The organism is Microvirga arabica, assembly GCF_016811235.1.
Taxonomy (GTDB): domain Bacteria; phylum Pseudomonadota; class Alphaproteobacteria; order Rhizobiales; family Beijerinckiaceae; genus Microvirga; species Microvirga arabica.
Map to the genome: position 1 here is coordinate 15,258 of NZ_JAFBID010000044.1, position 23,093 is coordinate 38,350.

Genomic DNA, 23,093 nt, shown 5'->3' on the forward strand with positions numbered 1-23,093 from the left:
GCTTTCGCCAGCCGCCGCGGAGGCTTCCGCCAAGGATTCTCTGGGCCTAATTCTCAGGGCTTACTGCACGGCACCGGCCTGGACGGCCTCATCCGCCCGCGCGGCCCGGCGGGTGGGCGATGACGCCCTGCCGCCCTGCTCCAGCGACCAGGCTGATGCCTGCATCTCGCCGACGCCAATCATCGTGCGCACGGAGACCTTGAGGGGAAAAAGCAGGCGCGGCCCCTCGACGGGCGCAAGCCACACGGACATGTCCCGGTTCTCCTGCATGAACTTGGTGGCCGGGCGCTCGGGGCGATGGCCGGAGACCGGCACATAGCGGGCGTTGCACACGAGAACCGGACCCGAATAGCCCCCGACCTCGACGGTCCTGGTCTCCGCATAGGTGAGAACCACGTCCATGCGGGTGGCCCCGTCGAAGACGGGAAGGGTCCGGTTGCAGTTGTCCGGATCGGTCAGGCTTTTCGATGCCAGGGCCGGCATGAGCAGCGCGCTCATGGGATCGACGACCCCCTTCTTGTCCGCGGGCTTGACCGGGATCCGGTCCTCCTTGGGCTCAAGGGGCGGGTCGATCTCCACGTCGGCCACTTGGCCGCTCTTCAATCCCATGCGGACGCTGCGCTGGTTGTCGGAGGTCTTCGACACCACGGCGAAGCTCCTCGAGCGCGGGCCGGCTCCGGCGAGCGTGCCCGACGCGGAGGCTTCGCCCTTGCCACCCGTCAGGATCATGGCCAGCCCGGTCAGCTTCGCGTTGCCCTGCATCTCGTACTTCTTGCCCTTGAAGGACGAGACGAGGTCTGCTTTCCCTAAGGGCAGACCGGCCAGGGAGAGGTCGTACGTCACCTTGAGGGTTTGTCCTTGAGCGAACGAAGCCGTTCCGGCAAAGGCCAAGGTGACGAGAGCTGAGGCGATGAGGCGCATGGGGCTGTTCCGATAGTCTATTCTGTTGCATCGCACGAGATTCGGAATAAATCGTGACCACGCGGCCGAAAAAAAGAGGGTGCGACGTCGCGCTATTCTTGACCCACACCCCTGTTTCAGCTTATAGGCTCGCACCTTCCAAGGACTTCTGGTGTCCGGCCGCGTGGGATCTGCGATCTTGCAAACCCGCGAATTGTGGTCGCGACCCTCACACGACGAATAGGATTGAACCCATGTCGCGCCGTTGCGAACTGACCGGCAAGGCCGTGCTGAGTGGCCATCTGGTGAGCCACTCGAACCGCAAGACGAAGCGGAAGTTCCTGCCGAACCTCTGCAACGTCACGCTCCAATCTGACGCCCTGCAGCGCTCCTTCCGCCTGCGCGTCACCGCCAATGCGCTCCGCTCGGTCGAGCACCGCGGCGGCCTCGATGCCTTCCTGGCCAAGGCCAAGGCTGAAGAGCTCTCCACCACCGCCCTGGCGGTGAAGCGCGAGCTCGAGAAGAAGCTCGCCGCTGCGAGCTGATCTCGGATTGCCGTAAAATCTGCTTCGCGGGCGGCCTCAGTGCCGCCCGTTTTGCGTTAGCTTAAGGCTTAAGCATTTGTCTGGACGAGGCTGACCTATGACCCGGATCGACCGCCGCGACTTCCTCATTGCGCTCACCGCGATGACCCTGGTCGTTCTCTCGTCGAATGTCCTGGTCCAGCATCCCTTCACCCATTGGGGCATGGGCGATTACCTGACCTGGGGCGCGTTCAGCTATCCGTTCTCGTTCCTGGTCACCGACCTGTCGAACCGCCGCTTCGGGACGAAAGGCGCCCGTCGCGTGGTCTATGTGGGCTTCGTGCTGGCCGTGATGCTGTCCATCGTCCTGGCGACGCCGCGCATCGCCATCGCGTCCGGTGCAGCCTTCCTCGTGGCTCAGCTTCTCGACATCAGCATCTTCGCCCGCCTGCGCGACAAGGCCTGGTGGATGCCGCCCTTCATCTCCTCGGTGATCTCGTCAGGCCTCGACACGGCGATCTTCTTCTCGTTCGCCTTCTATTGCGGCGTGGTGCCGGGCTTCGGCCTCACGATCAGCGAGACGCTGGGCCAGGCGGGGATCGTGGACGCGTGCATCGCCCTCCCGTGGATCAACCTTGCGGTTGCAGATTACGGGGTGAAGCTCGCGCTGGCCGCCATCGCGATTGCTCCCTACGGAGCCATCCTGGCGCTCATGCGCCCGCGGCTGCAGCGACACGCCTGATTTAGGCGGCCAGAGCAAATTCGAGCAGGACGGTTTTCTGCAGCGAGCTGAAATTGTCGTCGGAGATTAGCGAGAGAACCGTCTCGCCGCCCTCGCGGTGAACTGCCAGCCCTTCCATGTTGTCGACCTGATGCGAGGGCTCGCTCTCGTAGAGCACCTCCCCGTCGACACGCGCGCCGGCTCGGATCGCCGCCGCCTCGATGCGGCGCAGGCGGCACACGAACCCGCCGAACAGCGAGAAGCGGCGTTCCAGGATCACGGCATCGCCATCGGGCAGGAAAGCCAGATCGGTGACGTCGAAGCCGCCGGAGAGAGCCACCTGAAAGGCGCCCTGCCGGGCTCCCGTGAGAATGAAGCCGCTGCCGCCCTCGGCGATGCCGATGAGGGCCCCACCCAAGGGCGAGCGCTGCGGCGCGACTGCGAGCGCCTCCAGGCCGCCATTGCTCGGCAAGTCCCGCAAAGCCGGAGGAACGGGAATTGGGACGCCCCGGATAATGCTGCCCGCCGCATTGCGCTCGAACCGGATGACGGCATGGTTGCGCTCGGTTCCGATGAAGACGGCATTGCCAGACAGCGCGAAGCTCTCCGTATCGTAGTAGCGCGAGCGCCGCATCGGCACGCCGTTGCCGAGGATCAAGGGCGACAAGACCGGCGCCGACAGGCCCGAGAGGCGACCGTCCGCGGTCTCGATCCGGGCCTTCAGGATCTGCGCATTGTCCGCAAGGGCGATGATCTCCTGCCCATCGCCTGAGCGCCACAGGCCGGAAAAACCCCCGAAGGCCGACACATCGGAGCGCAGGATGGCCCCGGAGCGGAACATCAGCGCGCCGAAGCGGCTGCGATCGGGATCGGTGGTCGAGAGGCGGCTGATCGGCTGCGCCTCGACCCGGATGGCCGTTGCGCCCTTGAAGGCCTGCGGGCGCTGCGCCACGGCGACGCCCGTACAGGCGAGCGTTGCGGCGGCGGCACCGCCGCCGATCAGGAAATTGCGCCGGGTGAGCCTCAAGCGTGTGCTCTGCGCCGGGGAGCCGCGCCACGGGCTGGCGGCGCGGCATTCTCCTCGAACAGCTCCGCGAGCTTCTCGGTCATGACGCCGCCGAGTTCCTCGGCATCGACGATGGTCACGGCGCGGCGGTAATAGCGCGTCACGTCGTGGCCGATGCCGATGGCGATGAGCTCCACGGGCGAGCGGGTCTCGATCTCCTCGATGACGTAGCGCAGGTGCCGCTCGAGGTAGTTGCCGGGATTGACCGACAGGGTCGAATCGTCCACCGGCGCACCGTCCGAGATCACCATCAGGATGCGCCGCTGCTCGGGCCGGCCGAGCAGGCGCTTGTGCGCCCAGTCGAGGGCCTCGCCGTCGATGTTCTCCTTCAGGAGACCCTCGCGCATCATGAGGCCCAAGTTCTTGCGCGCGCGACGCCAGGGTGCGTCCGCCGACTTGTAGATGATGTGGCGCAGATCGTTGAGGCGGCCGGGATTGGCCGGCTTGCCGGCCTGCAGCCAGTTCTCGCGGGCCTGCCCGCCCTTCCAAGCGCGGGTGGTGAAGCCGAGGATCTCGACCTTTACGCCGCAGCGCTCCAGCGTGCGCGCCAGGATGTCGGCGCAGGTGGCCGCCACGGTGATCGGGCGTCCGCGCATGGAACCGGAATTGTCGAGGAGCAGGGTCACCACCGTGTCGCGGAAGTTCGTGTCCTGCTCCTGCTTGAAGGAGAGCGGCTGGTACGGATCCATGATGATGCGCGGCAGGCGCACGGGATCGAGGGTTCCCTCCTCGAGGTCGAACTCCCAGGACCGGTTCTGCTGCGCCATAAGACGGCGCTGCAGGCGGTTCGCCAAGCGCCCGACCACGCCCTGGAGATGGGCGAGCTGCTTGTCGAGATAGGCGCGCAGGCGCGTCAGCTCGTCTGCATCGCAGAGATCCTCGGCATGGATGATCTCGTCGAATTTCTGGCTATAGGCTTTGTAGTCGGGGCCGCGCGCCTCGTTGGACCGCGATGGCGGGCGCCAGGACTCTCCGGCATCCTCCGACTCGGCCTCTTCGGATTCTTCGGGCAGCTCGCCGGAAGGACCATCGGCCTCTTCGGTGGCGCCATCCTCCAGCTCGTCGCTGGAATCCTCGCTGACCTCCGTCTCGGCGCGGTCGCCCTGGCTTTCCTGCTCGGACTCGCCCTCGCCCTGCTGCTCCTGCTGCTCGGACTCGTTCTCGTCCTCGTTCTCCTCGTCCTCGGAATCCATGGACGCCTCGTCGGCGATGTCGAGGGAGGAGAGCAGGTCGCGGATGTTACGGGCGAAGCTGCGCTGGTTTTCGATGTTCTTGAGCAGGCCGTCGAGGTCGCGACCGGCCCGGTCCTCAATGAAGTCGCGCCACAAATCGACGATCTTGGCGGCCGAAGCGGGCGGTTTTTGTCCGGTCAGACGCTCGCGCACCATGAGGGCGAGCGCATCCTCGAGCGGGGCATCGGCCCGGTCGGTGATCTCCTCGTACTTGCCGCCGCGATGATAGCGGTCCTCGAGCATGGCCGAGATGTTGGACGAAATGCCGGCCATGCGCCGGGAGCCGATGGATTCCACCCGCGCCTGCTCGACCGCATCGAACACAGCCCGCGCCGCCTGACCGTCAGGGGCGAGCTTCCGGTGAAGGGTGGTGTCGTGGCAGGCGAGCCTGAGCGCCATGGCATCGGCATTGCCGCGCAGGATCGCCACGTCCTGCGAGGTCAGTCGCCGCGGTGGCTCCGGCAGGCGGGCCTTGTCCTGGCCCATGAGCACCGGCCGGTCGGACGCGAAGGCCACCTCAAGGTCGGGCTTGCGGGCAATCGCCTTCATGGTGCCGGCAATGGAGCGCTTCAGCGGCTCCGCCGGCGCTTCCTTCTTCTCACCTGGCTTGCGGTTCGAGATGGACATCGAATTCCTTCATCCGTCATCCCGGCCGGAGCGTAGCGGAGAGCCGGGATCGCCAAAACCAGCGAAACTCCCAAACGATCCCGGATCGCGCCCATAGCGCGTCCGGGATGACGCCTTATGAAAGCACCATGTTCACGGCGCTCTCCGGCAGTTCCTTGCCGAAGGAGCGCTGATAGAACTCGGCCACCAGGGTGCGCTCCAGCTCGTCGCACTTGTTCAGGAAGGTGACGCGGAAGGCAAAGCCCGTGTCGCCGAAAATCTCGGCGTTCTCGGCCCAGGTGATCACCGTGCGCGGGCTCATGACGGTCGAGAGGTCGCCGTTCATGAAGGCAGAGCGGGTGAGATCGGCCACGCGCACCATCTTGTTGACGATGTCCCGGCCGGCCGGATCCTCCTGGTAGTGCTTCGCCTTGGAGAGGACGATGTCCACCTCCTTATCGTGCGGCAGGTAGTTGAGGGTGGTGACGATGGACCAGCGGTCCATCTGGCCCTGGTTGATCTGCTGGGTGCCATGATACAGGCCCGAGGTGTCGCCGAGGCCCACCGTATTGGCGGTGGCAAACAGCCGGAAGGCCGGGTGAGGCCGGATCACGCGCTTCTGGTCGAGGAGCGTGAGCTTACCCGACTGCTCCAGCACGCGCTGGATAACGAACATCACGTCGGGACGGCCGGCATCGTATTCGTCGAAAACGAGGGCCACGTTGTTCTGCAGAGCCCAGGGCAGGATGCCGTCCTGGAAGGCCGTGACCTGCTTGCCATCCTGGAGCACGATGGCGTCCTTGCCCACGAGGTCGATACGGGAGACGTGGCTGTCCAGGTTCACGCGCACGCAGGGCCAGTTGAGGCGGGCGGCCACCTGCTCGATATGGGTCGACTTGCCGGTGCCGTGATAGCCGGTGATCATCACGCGGCGGTTGCGGGCAAACCCCGCCAGGATGGCCAGCGTCGTATCCCGGTCGAAGAGGTAGTCGGGATCGAGATCGGGCACATGCTGTTCGGCCTGCGAGAAGGCGGGAACCTCCAGATCCGAGTCGATGCCGAAGACCTGTCGCACGGACACCTTCATGTCAGGCGTCAAGGTCGCTGTCTCGGTATGTGCCGTCATAAGGGGCCTCTTGTTCGGATCGATGTCGTGAAGGTGTCATGGGCTTCTTAAACCCCATGACCGAATGGTGCAATTTCCTAATCGGCCTATTGGCTCTGCCTGAAAGGATAGGGTTTCAGCAGAGACCGGCGCTTTTGAGGGTGTCGTGCGCCTTGATGATGTCGCGCAGGCGCTCCTCGAAGGAGCGGTCGCCGCCATTGGCATCCGGGTGGAACCGCTTCACCAGGGACTTGTACTGGGCCTTGATGGCCGGCCCGTCGGCGGCCTCGTCCAGGCCCAGGATGTCGAGCGCCCGGCGCACCGCCCCCGTGTAGCGCGGACGCTTCGGCTCGGGCGAGGCCCGGCGGGTGCGGGCCCGGGTAAAGTCCTCCCCGCGCAGAACCCCGAGCGGATCGACATATTCCCACTCGCGGGGCTCGGCCTTGGCGCCTTGCCCATCGCCTTGGCCCGAGGTGTTCACCCCCATGGCCCAGGTCGGCCGGTGGCCGATGATGGAATCCTTCTGGAAGGCCGCCACGGCCGTGTCGGACATGCCGGCGAAATAGTTGTACGACGCGTTGTACTCGCGCACGTGCTGGAGGCAGAAGCGCCAGTACTGGCCTTCCCGATCACGCCCCTTGGGCGCGCGGTATTCGCCCGCGGCCTTGCAGGCAGGATGCTCGCAGACAGGCCCCTTGGTCTCCTGCGGCTCGTCGCAGGAGGACTTGATGCGGATGCGGTCGAAAAGAGGCGAGTTGAGATCCATGATTCAGCGATTATGAGTGTCTTGAGGCTTTGAGCCAAGGCCTGAGCGCTTTTGGCCGCAGACCCGTTCAAAAAGGATTGATCTTTCAGCATGACCCTCGCCCACTGGATCACACAGACTTTGCAGGAGAGCCTGCAGCCGATCGAACTGACCGTCACCGACGAATCAGAGAAGCATCACGGCCATGCGGGATGGCGGGAGGGCGGTGAAACTCACTTCCACGTTTATATCGTGTCCGACGCCTTCTCCGGCAAGAGCCGGGTGGAGCGTCACCGCCTGGTGAACGACACACTCAAAGGTGCCTTCGACAGGGGACTGCACGCCCTGGCGATCCAGGCCAAGGCGCCGGGGGAGTGAGGGGGCGACAGTTCTCTCAGCCGTCATGGCCGGGCTTGTCCCGGCCATCCCGATTGGAAGAACGTGGCGTTTCACCTGATCGAGATCACCGGCACAAGGCCGATGATGACGGAAGAGGTCGCGTTACTTGATCCGCTCGAGCACGCTCACATAATTCGCCACGGCGGCGCCGCCCATGTTGAAGATGCCGCCGAGCACCGGGTTCTTCACCTGGATGCCGCCGGCCTCCTCGCAGAGTTGCATGGCGGACAGCGCGTGCATGGAGACGCCGGTGGCGCCGATGGGATGGCCCTTGGCCTTGAGGCCGCCGGAGGGGTTCACCGGCAGCTTGCCGTCGCGGTTCGTCCAGCCTTCCTTGACGGCGATCGCGCCCTGGCCGCGAGGGGTCAGGCCCATGGCCTCGTACTCGATGAGTTCGGCGATGGTGAAGCAGTCGTGGGTCTCGACGAAGGAAAGGTCGGAGAGCTGGATGCCGGCCTGGACAAGCGCCCGGCGCCAGGCTTCGGTGCAGCCCTCGAACTGGACGATGTCGCGCTTCGACATGGGCAGGAAATCCTGCGCGTGGGCCGTGGCCCGGAAGGCGACCGCTCGCTTCATCCGCAGCGCCGTTTCCGTATCGGCCAGCACCAGGGCGGCGGCGCCGTCCGAGACCAGCGAGCAGTCGGTGCGCTTTAAGGGACCGGCCACGAACGGGTTCTTGTCGCTCTCGGCCCGGCAGAAGTCGAACCCCAGATCCTTGCGCATCTGGGCATAGGGATTGTCGACGCCGTTCTTGTGGTTCTTGGCGGCGATCATGGCGAGCGCATCGGACTGGTCGCCGTAGCGCTGAAAGTAAGTGCCGGCGATCTTGCCGAACACGCCGGCGAAGCCGCCCGGCGTCTCGCCGTCCTCAGGCACGTAGGAGCAGCGCAGCAGGATGTTGCCGATCTCAGGACCGGGCGTGCGGGTCATCTGCTCGACGCCCACCACGAGCACGGTCTTGGCGCGCTTGGCCTCGATGGTCTTGATCGCCTGATGCACGGCGGCAGAGCCCGTGGCGCAGGCGTTCTCGACGCGGGTTGCCGGCTTGAACCGGAAGCGGTCGTTGGCCTGGAACACCAGGGAGGCGGTGAAATCCTGAGCCGAGAAGCCACCGTTGAAATGGCCGAGCACCACCTCGTCCACATCTTCGGCCTCAAGACCTGCATGCTCCAGCGCCTCGCTGGCAACACGGACGATCAGGCTCTCGACGGTCTCGGCGTCGAGCTTGCCGAAGGGGGTATGAGCCCAGCCGACGATGCAGGCGGTCATGGAGGTCTCCTCGAGGATTGTGCGGTTGAAGCACAAAGTGGGCTTCTTTGGAGCATTCAGCAAGTCGAATACCGACTTGAGATTGGCGCCAAGCTGTCGTTCATCATGGCGGGAAGCGAATCACGAAGGACAGCCCATGCGCCTGTGCGTCTTCTGCGGCTCCAATGCCGGGCAGGATCCTGTCTACCTCGACACCGCCCGCGTCCTCGGGGAGGCCTTGGCCGCAGGTGGGATCGGCCTGGTCTATGGCGGCGCCTCGGTGGGCCTCATGGGTGCGGTTGCCGATGCCGTTCTCGCCAAGGGCGGCACCGTGATCGGGGTGATGCCGCAGGCGCTGGTGGACAAGGAGATCGCCCACAAAGGCCTGAGCGATCTTCGGGTGGTCGGCTCCATGCATGAGCGCAAGGCCCTGATGGCGGAACTCGCCGACGGCTTCATCGCCCTGCCCGGTGGCCTCGGCACCTTCGAAGAGCTGTTCGAGGTCTGGACCTGGGCGCAGCTCGGCTATCACCGCAAGCCCTGTGCGCTCCTGAATTCGGGCGGCTTCTACGACAAGCTCACCGACTTTCTGGACGACGTGGTGGACCGCGGCTTCGTGAAGCCGATCCACCGCGCCATGCTGCTCGTGGAGAGTAACCCGGCTGCCCTGATCGAGGCCATTCGTGCTTACGAACCGCCGAAGGTCGACAAGTGGATCAAGGCGGGCGAGCGCTAACGCGGAATCACGCCTTGTAGGCGCCCACGCACTCGCCGAGATTGGCGTTGTTGGCTTCCCGGATCTTCGCAGCCGCCTCGTCATAAAGGAACGGCAGGAAGGCAAAGCGGCGGCCTCTCGTGACTTTGGAGACCGCGTGGAGAAGCGGGCACGAGAACACCACGGCGCCGCCGGGCGGCGCCTTGTAGCTGCGCGGGCCGTATTCCGGGAAGCTCACCTCGCCGCCCTCGAAATCGCCGTTGAGGTTGATCGAGACCGCGAAGCGGCGGTGGGCCCGGAAATGCCCGCCGTCCTCCGCCGCATAGCATGAGACGATGTAGCGCTCCATGCGGGAGGGCTTGAAGAAATGCACCCGCTCGATCTCGGGATTGATGCGGCGGATGATGCGGTGCTGCACCTGCCGGATCAGGTTGGGATCGTCGATGGTGTAATCCTTGCGCCGCTTGTGGTTGGGATCGTGCGCCGCCACGGTCTTGCCGTTGACCTCTCGCATGAAGCCCGATTCCTCACCGCCATGCTCCTCGTAAAGACCGATCAGGTGACGGCAGAACTCGGGCTCGAACACGTCCGGGATGACCAGGACGGGGGCCGGCAGCTCAAAGCCGGCATAATGGCTGACGGGCGGCAGGTCGCGCAGATAGGCCATCACCTTCGCGCGATCGCCGCCATTCTCCTCGAACGGGAAGATCGCGCGCACGCGCAGGGACGGGTTCAACACCATCCAGAAGCGGCGGATCGGAACGGAACCCTGCCCCGGCTGGACGTTGCGCGGCAGCGCGCCGTAGAGGCGACCGACCACGCCGTCGAAATCCCAGAAGTGGCGGATGCCGGGCAGGATCTGCTTCGCGCGGCCCTCCGACTGATCCGACGGATCGACGCTCACGCCGAAGAGGGCGATCTTGTCGTCGTCGAAGAGGGAGCGGTGCTCCTCCTGAAACGACGCCAGGGTCGCACGGCCGACCTCGTCCGAGCCCATGCCGTAGAAGCACAGGACGATGTAGCGGCCGGCCACCGTGTCGAAGCTGAAGTTCGGGTTGCTGGTGGAGTTCTGTTTGAACCACGGAACCGGATCGCCCACCTGGAGCACGCGATAGGCGGGTTGGAGGGATTCAGGAGCAGCAGCGTCAGTCATTGGTGATCCGCAATACGTTCACATTTTTTGTAACGTTGTTCGTTATCACGCGACTGCCGCAGCGACAAGCTAACCTTGAGATATGAGCAGCAGGGCGACCCCTCCGAGGATCAGCAGCATTCCGGACAGCTCGCGCCTCGTGGTCGCCTGCCCCAGGAAGTGGTGGGACACGGCCTGGGCCATCAGCACCTCCACCAGGGCGAGGGTGCGCACATTGGCCGCCGTGGTGAGCGCAAAGCCGATGAACCAGAACTGGGAGGCCAGCGCTCCAAGGAAGCCTGCTCCCAGGGAGGGGCGCCAAGCGGCGAAACTCGCCACCAGCGCCCTGCGGTCGAAGAGAACGAGCCAGACAAGCAGAACAGCAGTCTGCAGGCCAAGGCCCCAGACCAGTGTCGTGGAGGCCCGGATAAGCGGGGAGCCCCCGTCGAGGGACAGAATCGCGCCGCGAAAGCCGATGGCCGCCAGGGCGAAGAAGGCCCCCGAGGCGAGGCCGAAGAGAATGGGCCTCAGGCCGAACGAGGTCAGGCTCGTGCCAGGCTTCACCGACATGAGCAGCACGCCGCCCGTGGCAACCGCGATGGCGAGCGCCATGGCCGGGGTGAGCGGGTCCCCGAGGAGCACCAGACCGAACAGCGCCACCTGCACCGGCTCGGTCTTGGTATAGGCGGTGACCACGGAAAAGGCGCGCTCCCGCATGGCCGAGAGCATGAGCGCAGTGGCGAGGATCTGCGTCAGGGCCCCCATGAGCGCATAGGCCAGGAAGGCTGCATTGGGCGCAGGCGGCGTCTCATGGGTGGCAAGACTCATGGCGGTCAGGGCGAGGAGCGCAAAGGGAAAACCGTACAGGAACCGCACCTGGGTGGCCCCCACGGTCCCAATGGTCTCGGTGAGGCGGCGCTGGGTGGCGTTGCGACCGGTCTGGGCAGCCGCAGCCGCCAAGGTCACGGGGATCCAGAGAAGGGATGCGCTCATATCGACCTTTAATCCGCGCGGCTCTTGCCACTCTCTTGCCATGGAATTTGTTAAGAAGGGGAGTTTAAGCAATCAACAAGCGGCCCAACCTAGCCAAGGCCAAGGTTTGGCACTAGAAATAGCCCAGCTGACAGGCGGGGCCGATCCATCCTCACCTATCGTCGAACGAAGCCAAGGAGTCGTTCCGCATGAACGTTAGCCGTGTCCTCCGCGTGACAGCCTTTGCCCTTGCCGCCCTCACGAGCGGTTCGGCTCTGGCCGCCGGCGGCCCTGCGCTTGTCGTTGAACTCGAATCCGGCCGCGTACTCCACGCCGAGCGGGCAACCGATCCCTGGTTCCCGGCTTCGATCACCAAGCTGATGACGGCCTATGTGGCCCTCGACAAGATCCGCTCCGGCCAGATGAGCATGGACACGCTTCTGATCGTGTCCGAGGGCGCCGCCGCCCTGCCCCCGTCGAAGATGGGCTTCAAGCCCGGCACGGAGATCCGGCTCGACAACGCCCTCAAGATCATGATGGTGAAGTCGGCAAACGACGTCGCCGCCACCATTGCGGAGAATATCGGCGGCTCCATCGACGGCTTCTCGGAGCTGATGAACGCCCACGCCCGGCGCCTCGGGATGGTGTCGAGCCGCTTCGCCAATCCCCATGGCCTGCCCGACGAGCGCAACCAGACCACCGCCCGCGACATGGCGCTGCTCGCCCGCGCGCTGCTGACGGAGTTCCCGGACCACAGGGACCTGTTCGACATCGGGGCCGTCCAGTTCGGCCGCCGCATCATGCGCAACACCAACGGTCTCATCGGCCGCTATCCCGGCGCGGACGGCATGAAGACCGGCTTCATCTGCTCGTCCGGCTTCAACGTGGTGGCCAGCGCCCATCGGGACGGCCGCCACCTGATCACGGTCGTGCTCGGCGCCCCTTCGTCCAACGAGCGCACCATCAAGGCGGCCGAGCTGTTCGACCGCGGCTTCAACAGCAAGGTGAACTTCACCAATCCGGAACTGGCGGCCCTTCCGGCTTCGACCAACACGACCCCGCCGGACATGCGCCCGGTCATCTGCGACCGCCGCGGGCCGATGCCGCAGGAAGAGGACACCCCGGCCGTTGCCGAGACGGACAGCAACATTCCGAACCTGTTCTCCTCGGAGGTCATGGCCTTTGCCGGCACTGCGGCGGACAAGCCGGTGCGTACCGTGCTCGGGCCGCGCACCGCCGTGCAGCCGGAGCGGGTCTGGGTCGGACTGAATCCGCCCAGCGAAGCCGAGATTGCTGCCCAGGCGGCAGCCGAAGCTGCAGCCGAGCAGGCTCGCCGGGCTAAGACCAAGAAGGCGGCGGCTCCCAAGAAGGGCAAGGCGGCCGCCAAGCAGGAAGACGACACTTCGCAGGACGATGCCAAGGCTGCCGAGAAGGAGCCCGCAAAGGCTACGGCCAAGAGCACGGACAAAGGCAAGGCCCAGCCGCGCGTCAGCGTCACCGTCAAGCCGGTGACGGGTGCCAAGCCGGATTCCAAGCCCGCTGCGGAAAGCAAGACCAAGACGGACACCAAAACCAAGGCGCCTCAGAAGGCCGATGCGGCCGGAAAGCCCAAATCCGTCGCCAATTGAGCCGACGGGAACAAAAAGCCCCATTATTGCAGCGCCCGGTCATCGACCGGGCGTTTTTCTTAAGCCTTGCAATTCCGGTGCATCCGGGCGAACCCTTCGGCCCTGCCATGCAAGTACCGACATGAATCGCCCCTCCCCCACCAGCGGCCTGCTCTTCGCCCTCGTCTCGGCGAGCCTCTACGGCTTCAACATCGTCTATGCCCGCATGGCCTCCTTCGCCGGCGCGAGTGGCTCGGCCATCGTGGTGTATCGGGTGTTCCTGATGCTGGTGCTGGTGGGCATCGTTGCCGCCGTGGCCCGGAGTTCGCTGAAGGCGGCGAGAGAGGAGCGCAGCACCCTGCTCCTGCTCGGCGTCGCCACGGCCTTCGTGGGCATCTGCTATCTCTCGTCCGTGGCGTATATCCCGGTCACCGTGGCGGCCGTGGTGTTCTACACCTTCCCGATCCTGATCGTGCTGGCGAGCCCTTTCGTGGAGGGCACGAGGCTCACGCCGTCCTTGTTGAGCGTGGTGGCGGTGGCAACCCTCGGCGTGGCCCTGGTGGTCGGCCCGGCCTTCGGCGATCTCGACTGGCGGGGCCTGGCGCTCGCCTTCGGGGCGAGCATCGCCACGGCGATCCAGTTCTTCGCCGCCGCGCGCTGCCGCAGGACCGGCGTCATGGCCAAGACCTTCTGGATCCATGTGCTCGTCCTGCCGACCGCAGCGCTCATCAGCCTGGCGGCCGGGCAGCTGGCACCGCCCTCGTCCCTGGCCGCCGCTCCCTTCGCAGTGGCCATGACGATCGGCGGCTACATCTTCGGCTTCGTGCTGCAGTTCCTAGCGCTGGGGCGCATCACCGCGGTGGCCGCCGGCATCATCTACTGCACCGAGCCCGTGGTGGCCGCCGTCTCGTCGGCTCTCATCCTCGATGAGGTTCTGTCTCCCCTGCAGATTGCAGGCGGCACCCTTGTGCTGGGAGCCATCATGGCCAACGTAGTGCTGGAGCAGCGCCGCTCGAAGGATGCGCCCCTGGTGCCGATTGCGGATTGAACCCGATGACGAACAGCCCGATGACCCCACCCGCTCCTCTTCCGCTCACCATCCTCACGGGCTTTCTCGGCTCGGGCAAAACCACCCTGCTCAACCGGCTCCTGAAAGATCCCGCGTTGCAGGACAGCGTGGTGATCATCAACGAGTTCGGCGAGATCGGCCTCGACCACCTGCTGGTGGAGACGGTTGATGAGGGCATGGTGCTCCTCTCGGCCGGCTGCCTCTGCTGCACCGTGCGTGGCGATCTCATCGCGACCCTGGAGGATCTCCTGCGCAAGCGCGACAACGGCCGCATCATGCCATTCAAGCGCGTAATCATCGAGACCACGGGCCTCGCCGATCCGGCCCCGATCCTGCATGCGGTGCTGTATCATCCATACCTGTCGATGCGCTATGCCGTGGAGGGCGTGGTGACGGTGGTGGATGCGGTGAACGGGGCTTCGACCCTCGACACCCACCGCGAGGCGTTAAAGCAAGCCGCCGTGGCCGAGCGCATCGTCCTCTCGAAAACCGATCTCATGAGCGATGAGTCGAAGCTCACGGACCTGCGGCAGAGACTGCATCAGCTCAATCCCGGAGCATCGCTCCTAAGCGCGGATGCACCGGCCGAGGCCGTCATCGCCGGCGGCCTGTTCGACCTCGAAGGCAAGATCGCCGATGTGGCCGAGTGGCTGAAGACGGAAGCGGTCGAAGCGGCCGAACGCGAAAGCCACGCACACCAGCATGGGCATCATCACCATCACGGTCATGACCATTCCCACCATCATCATGACGTGAACCGGCACGACGAGCGCATCCGTGCCTTCTGCCTCACGAGCGAGCAGCCGATCCGTCAGGGCACGCTCGACATGTTCCTCGACCTTCTGCGCTCGTCGCAGGGCGCGAAGCTGCTGCGCGTGAAGGGTCTCGTGGCGTTGGCCGAAGATCCGGAGCATCCGGTCGTCATCCACGGGGTGCAGCACGTGATCCACGTGCCGGCCGTGCTGCCGCGCTGGCCGAGCGAGGACCGGCGCAGCCGCATCGTGTTCATCGTGGACGATCTCGAACGCGAGACCGTCGAGAAGCTCTGGGACGCCTTCCTCGGCCGCCCCGCCGTCGATCAGCCCGACGCGACGGCGCTGTCGGATAATCCGCTGTCGCTGAGGCGGTGAGCGCCTCTCGCGGATCTCCAACCAGAGCCTCATCCTGAGGAGCGAGCTTGCTCGCGTCTCGAAGGACGAGGCGTTTCCAGTGAAGTCTGGAGGCTCCTTCGAGACGCCGCTTTCAGCGGCTCCTCAGGATGAGGGTTGAGTGGTGTGAGGTGTTTACATCACGCCGCCATCTGCGAGCGCTGCGCCCAGCCGGTCATGGAGCGCTCCGCATAGGCGGTGATCGCGTACATGATGACGCCGAGCACCGCGAGCACCACGAGGGCGGCCCAGACGAGGGGCACCTCGAAGGCGGCGGACGCGCGCGTGAGCAGGTTGCCGATGCCAACATTCGACGCGTTCTGCTCGCCGATGACGGAGCCCACATAGGCGAGCGTGATCGCAACCTTCAACGAGCCGAAGAAATACGGCATGGCGCGCGGCACGCCGACCTTGAACACGATGTCCCGCTTCGAGGCGCCGAGCGCCCGCAGCACGTCTTCCATCTCGGGCTCCACCGTGGCGATGCCGGTCGCGACATTCACCACGATGGGAAAGAACGAGATCAGGAAGGCGGTCATCACCGGCGGCACCCAGCCGACGCCGAACCAGAACACCAGGATCGGCACCACGGCCACCTTGGGGATCGAGTTGAAGCCCACAAGCAGCGGATAGGTGCCCGCATTGATGAGCCGCGAGGAGCCGAGCACCATCCCGAGCAGGAGGCCGAAGCCGACCGCGAGACCAAAGCCCGCCAGCGTCATCCAGAGGGTGTGCATGGCGTGGTAGGTGAGCTGGTTGCGGTATTCCCACACGGCCCAGAGAATCGTGGAGGGGGCCGGCAGGATGAAGCTCGAGATCTTCAGCACGTGGCAGAGGATCTCCCACAGGGCGAAGAAACCGACGGTGAAGACCCAAGGCGCGAGGGCAAGCTTATTCTTGGTTTTCATGGGTTCCTCACGCCGCCTGGCGCGCCTGCGCGATGTGGCCGCGCAGCTCGTGAACGAGGGCGGAGAATTCCGGCGTGTAGGTGATCTCGAGATCGCGCGGCCGCGGAAACTCCACCTCGCGCTCGGCGACGATGCGGCCGGGCCGTGCGCTCATGCAGAAGATGCGGTCTGCCAGGAAGGCCGCCTCGCGCAGGTCGTGGGTGACGAGAATAATTGTGACCTTCTGGGCTGCATGCAGGTCGCGCATCACGCACCACAATTCCTCGCGGGTGAAGCTGTCCAGCGCCCCGAAGGGCTCGTCGAGCATCAGGAGCTTGGGCTCGTGGATGAGCGCACGGCACAGCGAGGCGCGCTGCTGCATGCCGCCGGACAATTGCCAGGGAAACTTGTGACCCTGCCCTTTCAGGCCCACCTGGGCGAGCAGGCTCTCGGCCTTCGCCACATACTCCGCCTTGTGCCGGCGCAGCCGCGAGCGGTGCGGCTCCACGATTTCGAGCGGCAGGAGGATGTTGTCGAGGGTGGTACGCCAAGGCAGCATGGTTGGGTTCTGGAACGCCATGCCGGCGAGCTTCACCGGCGCGCCAACCTGCTTGCCGTCGACGATCACGGTTCCCTCGACGGGAAACTGCAATCCGGTGGCGAGCTTCATCAGGGTGGACTTGCCGCAGCCCGAGGGCCCGACGATGGCGGCGAATTCACCCTCGTGCACCTTGAGATTCAGGTTCTGGACGGCGGGCAGGCCGTCCTCGGCCCGCGCATAGACGTGGGTCACGTCGTGGATATCGACAAAGGGTTTCATGAAACGAAGCCGTTGAGCGAAAAGAAAAAGCCCGGCTGGTCGACAGCCGGGCTCGTATGATCAGTTCACCTTGCGCTGATCGGCGGCCGGGAGGAACTGGTCCGTGAACACGTCTTCCACGCTGGGCTTGTTCTTATAGGTGAAGGTCAGGCCGATCTGGTCGAGAGCCTTGGCGAAACGGGCCTTGTCGATGCCCCCGAAGCCGTTCTCCTTCACCCAAGGGGTGATCATGTTCTGCTCCAGCACCATCTTGAGGCGCTCGAGCTCGACGTCCTTCTTGGCCACGTCGTTGCGCTTGATCACCGCGTCAACGGCGCTCGACGGATCCTTCACCGTGTCCTGTACGCCCTTCATGATGGCGCGCAGCAGTCCCTTCACGGCCTCAGGCTTTTCCTGGGCGAATTTCTGCGAGACGATGATGGTATTGCCATAAAGATCCACGCCGTAATCACTCATCTGCAGGACGACGATGTCGTCCGCCGGCACGCCGCGGGACTTCAGGTTGATGTAGGACGACATGGAGAAGCCGAACACCGCATCGACCTCGCCTTGCGCCAGCATGGGCTCGCGGACCGGAAAGCCCACATTCTCGAACTTCATGGTGGAATCGTCGACCTTGTTCACGGCCTTGAAGATCGGCCATTGGGCGTAAGCGCCGTCGGCAGCCGGCGCGCCGAACTTCTTGCCCTGGAGGCTCGACACCTCCTTGCTGATGCCCCGGCTCTTGCGGCCGATGAGGGCGAAAGGCGGCCGGTCGTAGATCACCATCACGGCCTTGATGTCGGTGCCGGGATTCTCGTCACGGAAGCGCACGAGGGAGTTCACGTCGCCGAAGCCCACGTCGTAGGTGCCCGACGCCACGCGGGAAATCGGCTCGCGGGATCCGGCTGCCGGATCGATCGTGACGTCGAGGCCCTCGGCCTTGAAGTAGCCTTTGTCGAGGGCGACCGCGAAGGGGGCCGCCGGGCCTTCCCAGCGCCAATCGAGGGAGAACCGCACCGGTGTCTGGGCCTGAGCTGCCCCAGCCCCGAGAAGCACGGCGGCACCCGCCAGCAGCCCCCTGATCCACCCTGCCTTTGTCGAACGATCCGCAAACATCACCGTCACCTCTGCTTTATGGCCTTGGGCCTCCTGGCGCTCTTCTACGCCAGCTGCCTTGTTCTTGACCATGCAATCAGATCGGTGCTTCGGGTCAAGTCTCTTGCCAGAGCATCCCTGCCGCCGGGATAGGCATTTGACAGAAAATTGAGCAGAAATTCTCGCGGCCAAGGCTCTTGACGCCGTTTAGAGCTCTCCCCACCTTGGTCCCATCGGTGACCGGGCCCCTCTGGCAGGACGTGTGCAAACGCCTGCGATGTCGGAGCCGATGCTTGAACAGAAGCAATCATAGGTCCGGTTATGCCAGAATTCCTGCTCATGGAATGGCTGGGAAAGCCCGTCTGGATGTGGACGGCTTTCTTGAGCCTTGTCGTCTTTCTCCTCGCTTTCGATCTCGGCGTCCTCAACAGGAAGGACAAGGAGCTCGGCGTGAAGGAGAGTCTTTTCCTCTCTGCCTTCTATATCGGCATCGCGATCCTCTTCGGTGCCTATATCTGGTGGTCGTATGAGACTGGCCTCCTGGTGACCCAGGACGGTACTCATGCGGGCATCTCCTACTTCACCGGCTTCTTCATCGAGAAGTCTCTGTCTATTGACAATGTCTTCGTGATCTCGCTGATCTTCAGCTACTTCACGATTCCCAGAGCCTACCAGTACCGTGCTCTCGTCTGGGGCATCATCGGCGTCATCGTCCTGCGCGGCATCATGATCGCTCTGGGTGCCGCTCTGGTGCAGGAATATGCCTGGATGCTCTACATCTTCGGTGCCTTCCTCATCGCGACGGGCATCAAGATGCTGATCGTGCCCGAGAGCGATCCCGACATCGAGAAGAACCCGCTCGTGCGCTTCCTGCGCAACCACATGCGGGTGACGAACCGGCTTCACGACCAGCACTTCTTCGTGCGCGAGCCTGATCCCAAAACGGGCAAGCTCGTCACCTGGGCGACGCCGCTCTTCCTGGCCCTCGTGGTGATCAACGTCGCCGACCTGATCTTCGCGGTGGACTCGGTGCCGGCGATCTTCGCCATCACCACGGACACCTTCGTGGTCTACACGGCCAACATCATGGCGATCCTCGGCCTGCGCGCCCTCTACTTCGCGCTCGCCGCCATGGTGCACAGGTTCCACTACCTGAAGTATGCCCTGGCTCTGGTGCTTGTGTTCATCGGCGGCAAGATCTTCTGGAACCAGATCGTGGGCAAGCTCGATCCCACCATCTCGCTGGGCGTGACCCTCGCGCTGATCGTGGGTGGCATCGTCTTCTCTCTCTGGAAGACGAAGAACGAGCAGGCGGCCATCTCCGGCTGAGGCTCAAAGGGATCCTGAAAAGGAAAAGGCGGCTTCGAGCCGCCTTTTTCATGTCTAAACCGGCAGCATCCCGTCGCTCTTGACCTCCTCCATCACCGCATAGGTGCGGGTCTCCTTCACGCCCGGCAGGGCCAGCAGGATCTCGCCGAGGAAGCGGCGGTAGGCGGCCATGTCGGCCACGCGGGTCTTGACCAAATAATCGAAGCCGCCCGCCACCATGTGGCATTCCAGCACCTCGGGGGCTCGCTTCACCGCGTCGGCAAATTTCTCGAAGACGTCCGGCGTCGTCTTGTCGAGGGATACCTCCACGAAGACCAGGAGACCCAACCCGAGCCGGTGCGGGTCGAGCCTCGCCCCGTAGCCAGCGATGAAGCCCTCCCGCTGCAGGCGCTTCACCCGGTCGCCCGTGGAGGTGGGCGACAGCCCGACCTTCTCGGCCAGGTCCACATTAGCGATGCGGCCATCGGCCTGAAGAGCTGTGAGGATCTTGCGATCCGCTCTGTCCAAATCCGTCATTGTCACGGCTTCGTGCGCCTTTCTCCGAAATTCATAAGGCGATATCGGCTATTTTGCCATCGAAACGCGGTCGCAGGCCTCATATATTCCGGGGAACATCCAGAGGAAACTGCCATGAGTTCTGCCCCTGCCGCCGCCCTGCCCTTCAACCCGCCTTATGCGGAGGACGACAAGGCCCTCGCGGCCCGCCTTCTCGCCAGCTCCCGGCGTTCTCCGGAACGGGAAAAGAGGGTGGACGAGCAGGCGACCCGCCTGATCGAGGCGATCCGCGCCAAGGGCGGCGGGCTCGGCGGCGTCGAGGAGATGCTGCGGGAATATGCGCTCTCCACCAAGGAGGGGCTGGCCCTCATGGTGCTGGCCGAGGCGCTGCTGCGGGTGCCCGATGCCGCCACCGCCGACCGGCTGATCGAGGACAAGCTTGGACAGGCCGATTTCGCCGGCCATGAGTCGAAGTCCGACGCCTTCCTCGTCTCGGCCTCGGCCTGGGCGCTCGGCATCACCGCGCGGGTGATCCAGCCCGGGGAGACCCCGGAGAGCATTCTGGGCCAGCTCACCAAGCGCCTCGGCCTTCCGGCCGTGCGCACCGCGACCCGCCAGGCCATGCGGGTGATGGGCAATCACTTCGTCCTCGGCCAGACCATCGAGGAGGCCCTGAAGCGGGCCGGATCCTCCAAGGGCCGCGTCTACCGCTACTCCTTCGACATGTTGGGCGAAGGCGCCCGCACCGCCGACGACGCCCGCCGCTATTTCGATTCCTATGAGTCGGCCATCGATGCCATTGGGCGCTCGGCTGGCAACGAGCCCCTGCCGAACCGCCCCGGCATCTCGGTGAAGCTCTCGGCGCTTCACCCGCGCTACGAGGCCACGAGCCGGGAACGCGTCATGCGCGAGCTCGTGCCGCTCGTGATCGAGCTGGCGCAAAAGGCCAAGTCCTATGACCTCAACTTCACGGTCGACGCGGAGGAGGCCGACCGGCTGGAACTGTCGCTCGAGGTGATCGAGGCCGTGCTGGCCGATCCCTCGCTCGCGGACTGGAAGGGTTTCGGCCTTGCCATTCAATCCTACCAGAAGCGCGCCGGCTCGGTGATCGATGCCATCGCGGCCATGGCCGAGAAATACGACCGCCAGCTCATGGTGCGCCTCGTGAAGGGCGCCTATTGGGACACGGAGGTGAAGCGCGCTCAGGAGCGCGGGCTCGACGATTACCCGGTCTTCACCCGCAAGGCGATGACGGACCTGCACTACATGGCCTGCGCCGAGAAGATGCTGTCGCTTCGCCCGCGTATCTACCCGCAATTCGCCACCCACAACGCGCTCACCGTCGCGTCCATCATCGAACGCGCCGGCGGCACGGACGGCTACGAGTTCCAGCGCCTGCACGGCATGGGCGAGGCGCTCTATGCGCGCTTGCTCGAAGACAAGCCGGGCCTCGCCTGCCGCGCCTATGCGCCGGTGGGGGGCCACCGCGATCTTCTGGCCTATCTCGTGCGCCGCCTTCTGGAGAACGGCGCGAATTCCTCCTTCGTATCCGTCGCGGCGGATCCCAACGTACCTGTGCAAGACCTTCTGAAGCGCCCAGCTGACATCATCGTGTCCGCAGACAAGGCGCGTCATCCCAAGCTCCCGCTGCCGCGCGATCTCTATGGCTCCGAGCGCGCGAATTCACGCGGCGTGGAGTTCGGCCATCAAGCTTCCCTCGATGCGCTACTAGTGGAGATCGAAAAGAGCGGGCAGCAGAGTTTTAAGGCTGAGCCGCTGATTGATGGCAAGGCGGCGTCTGGCACATCCCGCCCGGTCGTGAGTCCCATCGACGGCAGCACGGTTGCGGGCCATGTGACGGAAGCCTCGCCTGAAGTGGCGGATCGCGCCATGGCTGCGGCTCACAAAGGTTTCGCAAGCTGGAGCCGCATGGATGCGGACACCCGCGCCAAGGCGCTGCAGCGTGCGGCCGATCTGCTGGAGGAGCGGCGCGGGGCGTTGCTCCACCTGCTGCAAGTGGAAGCCGGCAAGACCCTGGACGATGCGCTCTCCGAGGTGCGCGAGGCGGTCGACTTCCTGCGCTACTACGCCGTTCAGGGCCGTGTTCTCCTCGGCGCAGGCGATCTCATGCCGGGGCCGACCGGCGAGAGCAACATGCTGCGCCTGCGTGGGCGCGGCGTGTTCGTGGCGATCTCGCCCTGGAACTTCCCGCTCGCCATCTTCCTCGGCCAGGTCAGCGCCGCGCTCATGGCGGGCAATGCGGTTGTGGCAAAGCCCGCCGAGCAGACGCCGCTGATCGCGGATCTCGCCGTGCGCATCCTGCATGAGGCCGGCGTGCCGAAGACCGCTCTTCATTGCGTGCTGGGTGATGGGCGCGTCGGCGCTCGCCTCGTCGAGCACAGGGATGTGGCCGGCGTCGTCTTCACCGGCTCGACGGAGGTGGCGCGCATCATCAACCGCACGCTCGCGAACAAGGACGCGGCCATCGTGCCGCTGATCGCCGAGACGGGCGGCATCAATGCCATGATTGTCGATGCCACGGCTCTGCCGGAGCAGGTGGCGGACGATGTGGTGACCTCGGCATTCCGCTCGGCCGGCCAGCGCTGCTCGGCTCTGCGTCTGCTCTGCGTGCAGGAGGACGTGGCCGACCGTATGATCGAGATGATCGCCGGCAATGCCCAGGAGCTGAAGATCGCCGATCCGCGCGAGATCTCGACCCAGGTGGGTCCGGTGATCGACCGCGAGGCGAAGGACAAGCTCGATGCTCATATCGCCGATATGAAGCGTCAGGCGAAGGTGCGTTACGCCGGCGAAGCGCCTGCGAGCGGCACCTATGTGGCGCCGCATATTTTTGAGCTCAACAAGCCGCACGATCTCGCCCAGGAGGTGTTCGGCCCGGTGCTGCATGTGGTCCGCTACAAGGCGGATCGGCTGGAGGATGTGCTGCGGGCGATCGAGGGCACCGGCTACGGTCTCACGCTCGGCGTCCATTCCCGCATCGACTCCACCGTGGAGCGTGTGGTGGAGGCGCTGGCGGTGGGCAACGTCTATGTGAACCGCAATATGATCGGCGCGGTGGTCGGCGTGCAGCCCTTCGGCGGGCATGGCCTCTCCGGCACAGGCCCGAAGGCCGGCGGCCCGCACTACCTCCTGCGCTTCGCCGCTGAGCAGACGGTGACGATCAACACGGCGGCCGCCGGCGGCAATGCGAACCTGATTGCGATGGGGGAGTAGGGCAACAAGCCCGACCGTTCGCTATCGTCTTCCTCATTCGTCATCCCCGGACTTGTTCCGGG

21 protein-coding genes are annotated in these 23,093 nt (G+C 65.0%); 9 read left to right on the forward strand and 12 right to left on the reverse strand.

Features of this window, described 5'->3' with window-relative positions:
* Nucleotides 1-60: 60 nt before the first annotated feature.
* Entirely contained in the window at nt 61-921 is an 861-nt protein-coding gene (locus JQC81_RS19710; RefSeq protein WP_203273485.1) for a DUF3108 domain-containing protein, read from the reverse strand.
* Between the two features lie 233 nt (nt 922-1,154).
* Between JQC81_RS19710 and rpmB the strand changes: the two genes are divergently transcribed.
* Together rpmB and JQC81_RS19720 are read left to right on the forward strand one after the other, a co-directional pair.
* Nucleotides 1,155-1,445, forward strand: coding sequence for a 50S ribosomal protein L28 (rpmB, locus tag JQC81_RS19715; protein WP_036358230.1), 291 nt, complete (start codon nt 1,155-1,157; stop codon nt 1,443-1,445).
* Nucleotides 1,446-1,542: 97 nt separating this feature from the next.
* A complete protein-coding gene (locus JQC81_RS19720; protein ID WP_203273486.1) occupies nt 1,543-2,166 on the forward strand; it encodes a queuosine precursor transporter in 624 nt (207 codons plus the stop codon).
* Nucleotide 2,167: 1 nt separating this feature from the next.
* Here the strand turns inward: JQC81_RS19720 and JQC81_RS19725 are convergent, their stop codons facing one another.
* The 4 genes from JQC81_RS19725 to JQC81_RS19740 all read right to left on the reverse strand — a co-directional run bounded on the left by JQC81_RS19725 (nt 2,168) and on the right by JQC81_RS19740 (nt 6,920).
* On the reverse strand, nt 2,168-3,172 hold the full coding sequence (locus tag JQC81_RS19725; RefSeq protein WP_203273487.1) for an esterase-like activity of phytase family protein: 1,005 nt from the start codon (nt 3,170-3,172) through the stop codon (nt 2,168-2,170).
* Complete coding sequence (gene cobT / locus JQC81_RS19730) at nt 3,169-5,070, reverse strand: cobaltochelatase subunit CobT (RefSeq protein ID WP_203273488.1); 1,902 nt, start codon at nt 5,068-5,070, stop codon at nt 3,169-3,171. The genes JQC81_RS19725 and cobT overlap by 4 nt, the downstream gene beginning before the upstream one ends.
* A 115-nt stretch (nt 5,071-5,185) precedes the next feature.
* Nucleotides 5,186-6,175 (reverse strand): cobaltochelatase subunit CobS, encoded by a 990-nt coding sequence (cobS, locus tag JQC81_RS19735; RefSeq protein WP_203273489.1) that lies wholly within the window; start codon nt 6,173-6,175, stop codon nt 5,186-5,188.
* Nucleotides 6,176-6,290: 115 nt separating this feature from the next.
* On the reverse strand, nt 6,291-6,920 hold the full coding sequence (locus JQC81_RS19740) for a J domain-containing protein (protein ID WP_203273490.1): 630 nt from the start codon (nt 6,918-6,920) through the stop codon (nt 6,291-6,293).
* Between the two features lie 90 nt (nt 6,921-7,010).
* Here JQC81_RS19740 and JQC81_RS19745 point away from each other — a divergent pair, with 90 nt between their 5' ends.
* Nucleotides 7,011-7,277, forward strand: coding sequence for a BolA family protein (locus JQC81_RS19745; protein WP_203273491.1), 267 nt, complete (start codon nt 7,011-7,013; stop codon nt 7,275-7,277).
* A gap of 123 nt (nt 7,278-7,400) precedes the next feature.
* Here the strand turns inward: JQC81_RS19745 and JQC81_RS19750 are convergent, their stop codons facing one another.
* Nucleotides 7,401-8,567, reverse strand: coding sequence for an acetyl-CoA acetyltransferase (locus JQC81_RS19750; RefSeq protein ID WP_203273492.1), 1,167 nt, complete (start codon nt 8,565-8,567; stop codon nt 7,401-7,403).
* Between the two features lie 136 nt (nt 8,568-8,703).
* Between JQC81_RS19750 and JQC81_RS19755 the strand changes: the two genes are divergently transcribed.
* Nucleotides 8,704-9,282 (forward strand): LOG family protein, encoded by a 579-nt coding sequence (locus JQC81_RS19755; RefSeq protein WP_203273493.1) that lies wholly within the window; start codon nt 8,704-8,706, stop codon nt 9,280-9,282.
* Nucleotides 9,283-9,289: 7 nt separating this feature from the next.
* Here JQC81_RS19755 and JQC81_RS19760 read toward each other — a convergent pair whose 3' ends face one another.
* Together JQC81_RS19760 and JQC81_RS19765 are read right to left on the reverse strand one after the other, a co-directional pair.
* Nucleotides 9,290-10,414 carry a redoxin domain-containing protein gene (locus JQC81_RS19760; protein ID WP_203273494.1) on the reverse strand — a complete coding sequence of 375 codons (1,125 nt, stop codon included), beginning with the start codon at nt 10,412-10,414 and terminating at the stop codon, nt 9,290-9,292.
* Nucleotides 10,415-10,483: 69 nt separating this feature from the next.
* Nucleotides 10,484-11,386, reverse strand: a complete 903-nt coding sequence (locus JQC81_RS19765; RefSeq protein WP_203273495.1) for an EamA family transporter — start codon at nt 11,384-11,386, stop codon at nt 10,484-10,486.
* A gap of 188 nt (nt 11,387-11,574) precedes the next feature.
* Between JQC81_RS19765 and JQC81_RS19770 the strand changes: the two genes are divergently transcribed.
* From JQC81_RS19770 to JQC81_RS19780, 3 genes are all read left to right on the forward strand, one after another.
* A complete protein-coding gene (locus tag JQC81_RS19770; RefSeq protein WP_203273496.1) occupies nt 11,575-12,993 on the forward strand; it encodes a D-alanyl-D-alanine carboxypeptidase family protein in 1,419 nt (472 codons plus the stop codon).
* A 121-nt stretch (nt 12,994-13,114) separates the two neighbouring features.
* On the forward strand, nt 13,115-14,020 hold the full coding sequence (locus JQC81_RS19775) for a DMT family transporter (protein WP_203273497.1): 906 nt from the start codon (nt 13,115-13,117) through the stop codon (nt 14,018-14,020).
* A gap of 5 nt (nt 14,021-14,025) precedes the next feature.
* Nucleotides 14,026-15,171, forward strand: a complete 1,146-nt coding sequence (locus tag JQC81_RS19780; protein WP_203273498.1) for a CobW family GTP-binding protein — start codon at nt 14,026-14,028, stop codon at nt 15,169-15,171.
* 158 nt (nt 15,172-15,329) lie between these two features.
* Here JQC81_RS19780 and JQC81_RS19785 read toward each other — a convergent pair whose 3' ends face one another.
* The 3 genes from JQC81_RS19785 to JQC81_RS19795 are packed head-to-tail and all read right to left on the reverse strand — an operon-like array spanning nt 15,330 to nt 18,066.
* Nucleotides 15,330-16,097, reverse strand: a complete 768-nt coding sequence (locus JQC81_RS19785) for an ABC transporter permease (RefSeq protein WP_203273499.1) — start codon at nt 16,095-16,097, stop codon at nt 15,330-15,332.
* A gap of 7 nt (nt 16,098-16,104) precedes the next feature.
* The gene (locus JQC81_RS19790) at nt 16,105-16,896 is read right to left on the reverse strand and encodes an ABC transporter ATP-binding protein (RefSeq protein ID WP_203273500.1); all 792 of its coding nucleotides are present in this window, start codon (nt 16,894-16,896) and stop codon (nt 16,105-16,107) included.
* Nucleotides 16,897-16,956: 60 nt separating this feature from the next.
* A complete protein-coding gene (locus JQC81_RS19795) occupies nt 16,957-18,066 on the reverse strand; it encodes an ABC transporter substrate-binding protein (RefSeq protein WP_203273501.1) in 1,110 nt (369 codons plus the stop codon).
* A gap of 228 nt (nt 18,067-18,294) precedes the next feature.
* On the opposite strand from JQC81_RS19795, the gene JQC81_RS19800 reads away from it, so the two are divergent.
* Complete coding sequence (locus JQC81_RS19800; protein ID WP_203273502.1) at nt 18,295-19,302, forward strand: TerC family protein; 1,008 nt, start codon at nt 18,295-18,297, stop codon at nt 19,300-19,302.
* A 54-nt stretch (nt 19,303-19,356) separates the two neighbouring features.
* On the opposite strand, the gene JQC81_RS19805 is transcribed toward JQC81_RS19800, so the two are convergent.
* A complete protein-coding gene (locus tag JQC81_RS19805) occupies nt 19,357-19,818 on the reverse strand; it encodes an Lrp/AsnC ligand binding domain-containing protein (protein ID WP_203273503.1) in 462 nt (153 codons plus the stop codon).
* 114 nt (nt 19,819-19,932) lie between these two features.
* Between JQC81_RS19805 and putA the strand changes: the two genes are divergently transcribed.
* Nucleotides 19,933-23,031 (forward strand): bifunctional proline dehydrogenase/L-glutamate gamma-semialdehyde dehydrogenase PutA, encoded by a 3,099-nt coding sequence (gene putA / locus JQC81_RS19810; RefSeq protein WP_203273504.1) that lies wholly within the window; start codon nt 19,933-19,935, stop codon nt 23,029-23,031.
* Nucleotides 23,032-23,093: the final 62 nt, after the last annotated feature.

Excerpts from the sequence above, each read along its gene's own strand:
- putA (WP_203273504.1), top strand. The coding sequence starts at position 19,933 with ATGAGTTCTGCCCCTGCCGCCGCCCTGCCCTTCAACCCGCCTTATGCG.
- JQC81_RS19800 (WP_203273502.1), top strand. The coding sequence starts at position 18,295 with ATGCCAGAATTCCTGCTCATGGAATGGCTGGGAAAGCCCGTCTGGATG.
- cobS (WP_203273489.1), bottom strand. The coding sequence starts at position 6,175 with ATGACGGCACATACCGAGACAGCGACCTTGACGCCTGACATGAAGGTG.
- JQC81_RS19785 (WP_203273499.1), bottom strand. The coding sequence starts at position 16,097 with ATGAAAACCAAGAATAAGCTTGCCCTCGCGCCTTGGGTCTTCACCGTC.
- JQC81_RS19720 (WP_203273486.1), top strand. The coding sequence starts at position 1,543 with ATGACCCGGATCGACCGCCGCGACTTCCTCATTGCGCTCACCGCGATG.
- JQC81_RS19790 (WP_203273500.1), bottom strand. The coding sequence starts at position 16,896 with ATGAAACCCTTTGTCGATATCCACGACGTGACCCACGTCTATGCGCGG.
- JQC81_RS19765 (WP_203273495.1), bottom strand. The coding sequence starts at position 11,386 with ATGAGCGCATCCCTTCTCTGGATCCCCGTGACCTTGGCGGCTGCGGCT.
- JQC81_RS19805 (WP_203273503.1), bottom strand. The coding sequence starts at position 19,818 with ATGACGGATTTGGACAGAGCGGATCGCAAGATCCTCACAGCTCTTCAG.
- JQC81_RS19795 (WP_203273501.1), bottom strand. The coding sequence starts at position 18,066 with ATGGTCAAGAACAAGGCAGCTGGCGTAGAAGAGCGCCAGGAGGCCCAA.
- JQC81_RS19775 (WP_203273497.1), top strand. The coding sequence starts at position 13,115 with ATGAATCGCCCCTCCCCCACCAGCGGCCTGCTCTTCGCCCTCGTCTCG.
- JQC81_RS19755 (WP_203273493.1), top strand. The coding sequence starts at position 8,704 with ATGCGCCTGTGCGTCTTCTGCGGCTCCAATGCCGGGCAGGATCCTGTC.
- JQC81_RS19745 (WP_203273491.1), top strand. The coding sequence starts at position 7,011 with ATGACCCTCGCCCACTGGATCACACAGACTTTGCAGGAGAGCCTGCAG.
- JQC81_RS19750 (WP_203273492.1), bottom strand. The coding sequence starts at position 8,567 with ATGACCGCCTGCATCGTCGGCTGGGCTCATACCCCCTTCGGCAAGCTC.
- rpmB (WP_036358230.1), top strand. The coding sequence starts at position 1,155 with ATGTCGCGCCGTTGCGAACTGACCGGCAAGGCCGTGCTGAGTGGCCAT.
- JQC81_RS19710 (WP_203273485.1), bottom strand. The coding sequence starts at position 921 with ATGCGCCTCATCGCCTCAGCTCTCGTCACCTTGGCCTTTGCCGGAACG.
- JQC81_RS19770 (WP_203273496.1), top strand. The coding sequence starts at position 11,575 with ATGAACGTTAGCCGTGTCCTCCGCGTGACAGCCTTTGCCCTTGCCGCC.
- cobT (WP_203273488.1), bottom strand. The coding sequence starts at position 5,070 with ATGTCCATCTCGAACCGCAAGCCAGGTGAGAAGAAGGAAGCGCCGGCG.
- JQC81_RS19780 (WP_203273498.1), top strand. The coding sequence starts at position 14,026 with ATGACGAACAGCCCGATGACCCCACCCGCTCCTCTTCCGCTCACCATC.
- JQC81_RS19740 (WP_203273490.1), bottom strand. The coding sequence starts at position 6,920 with ATGGATCTCAACTCGCCTCTTTTCGACCGCATCCGCATCAAGTCCTCC.
- JQC81_RS19760 (WP_203273494.1), bottom strand. The coding sequence starts at position 10,414 with ATGACTGACGCTGCTGCTCCTGAATCCCTCCAACCCGCCTATCGCGTG.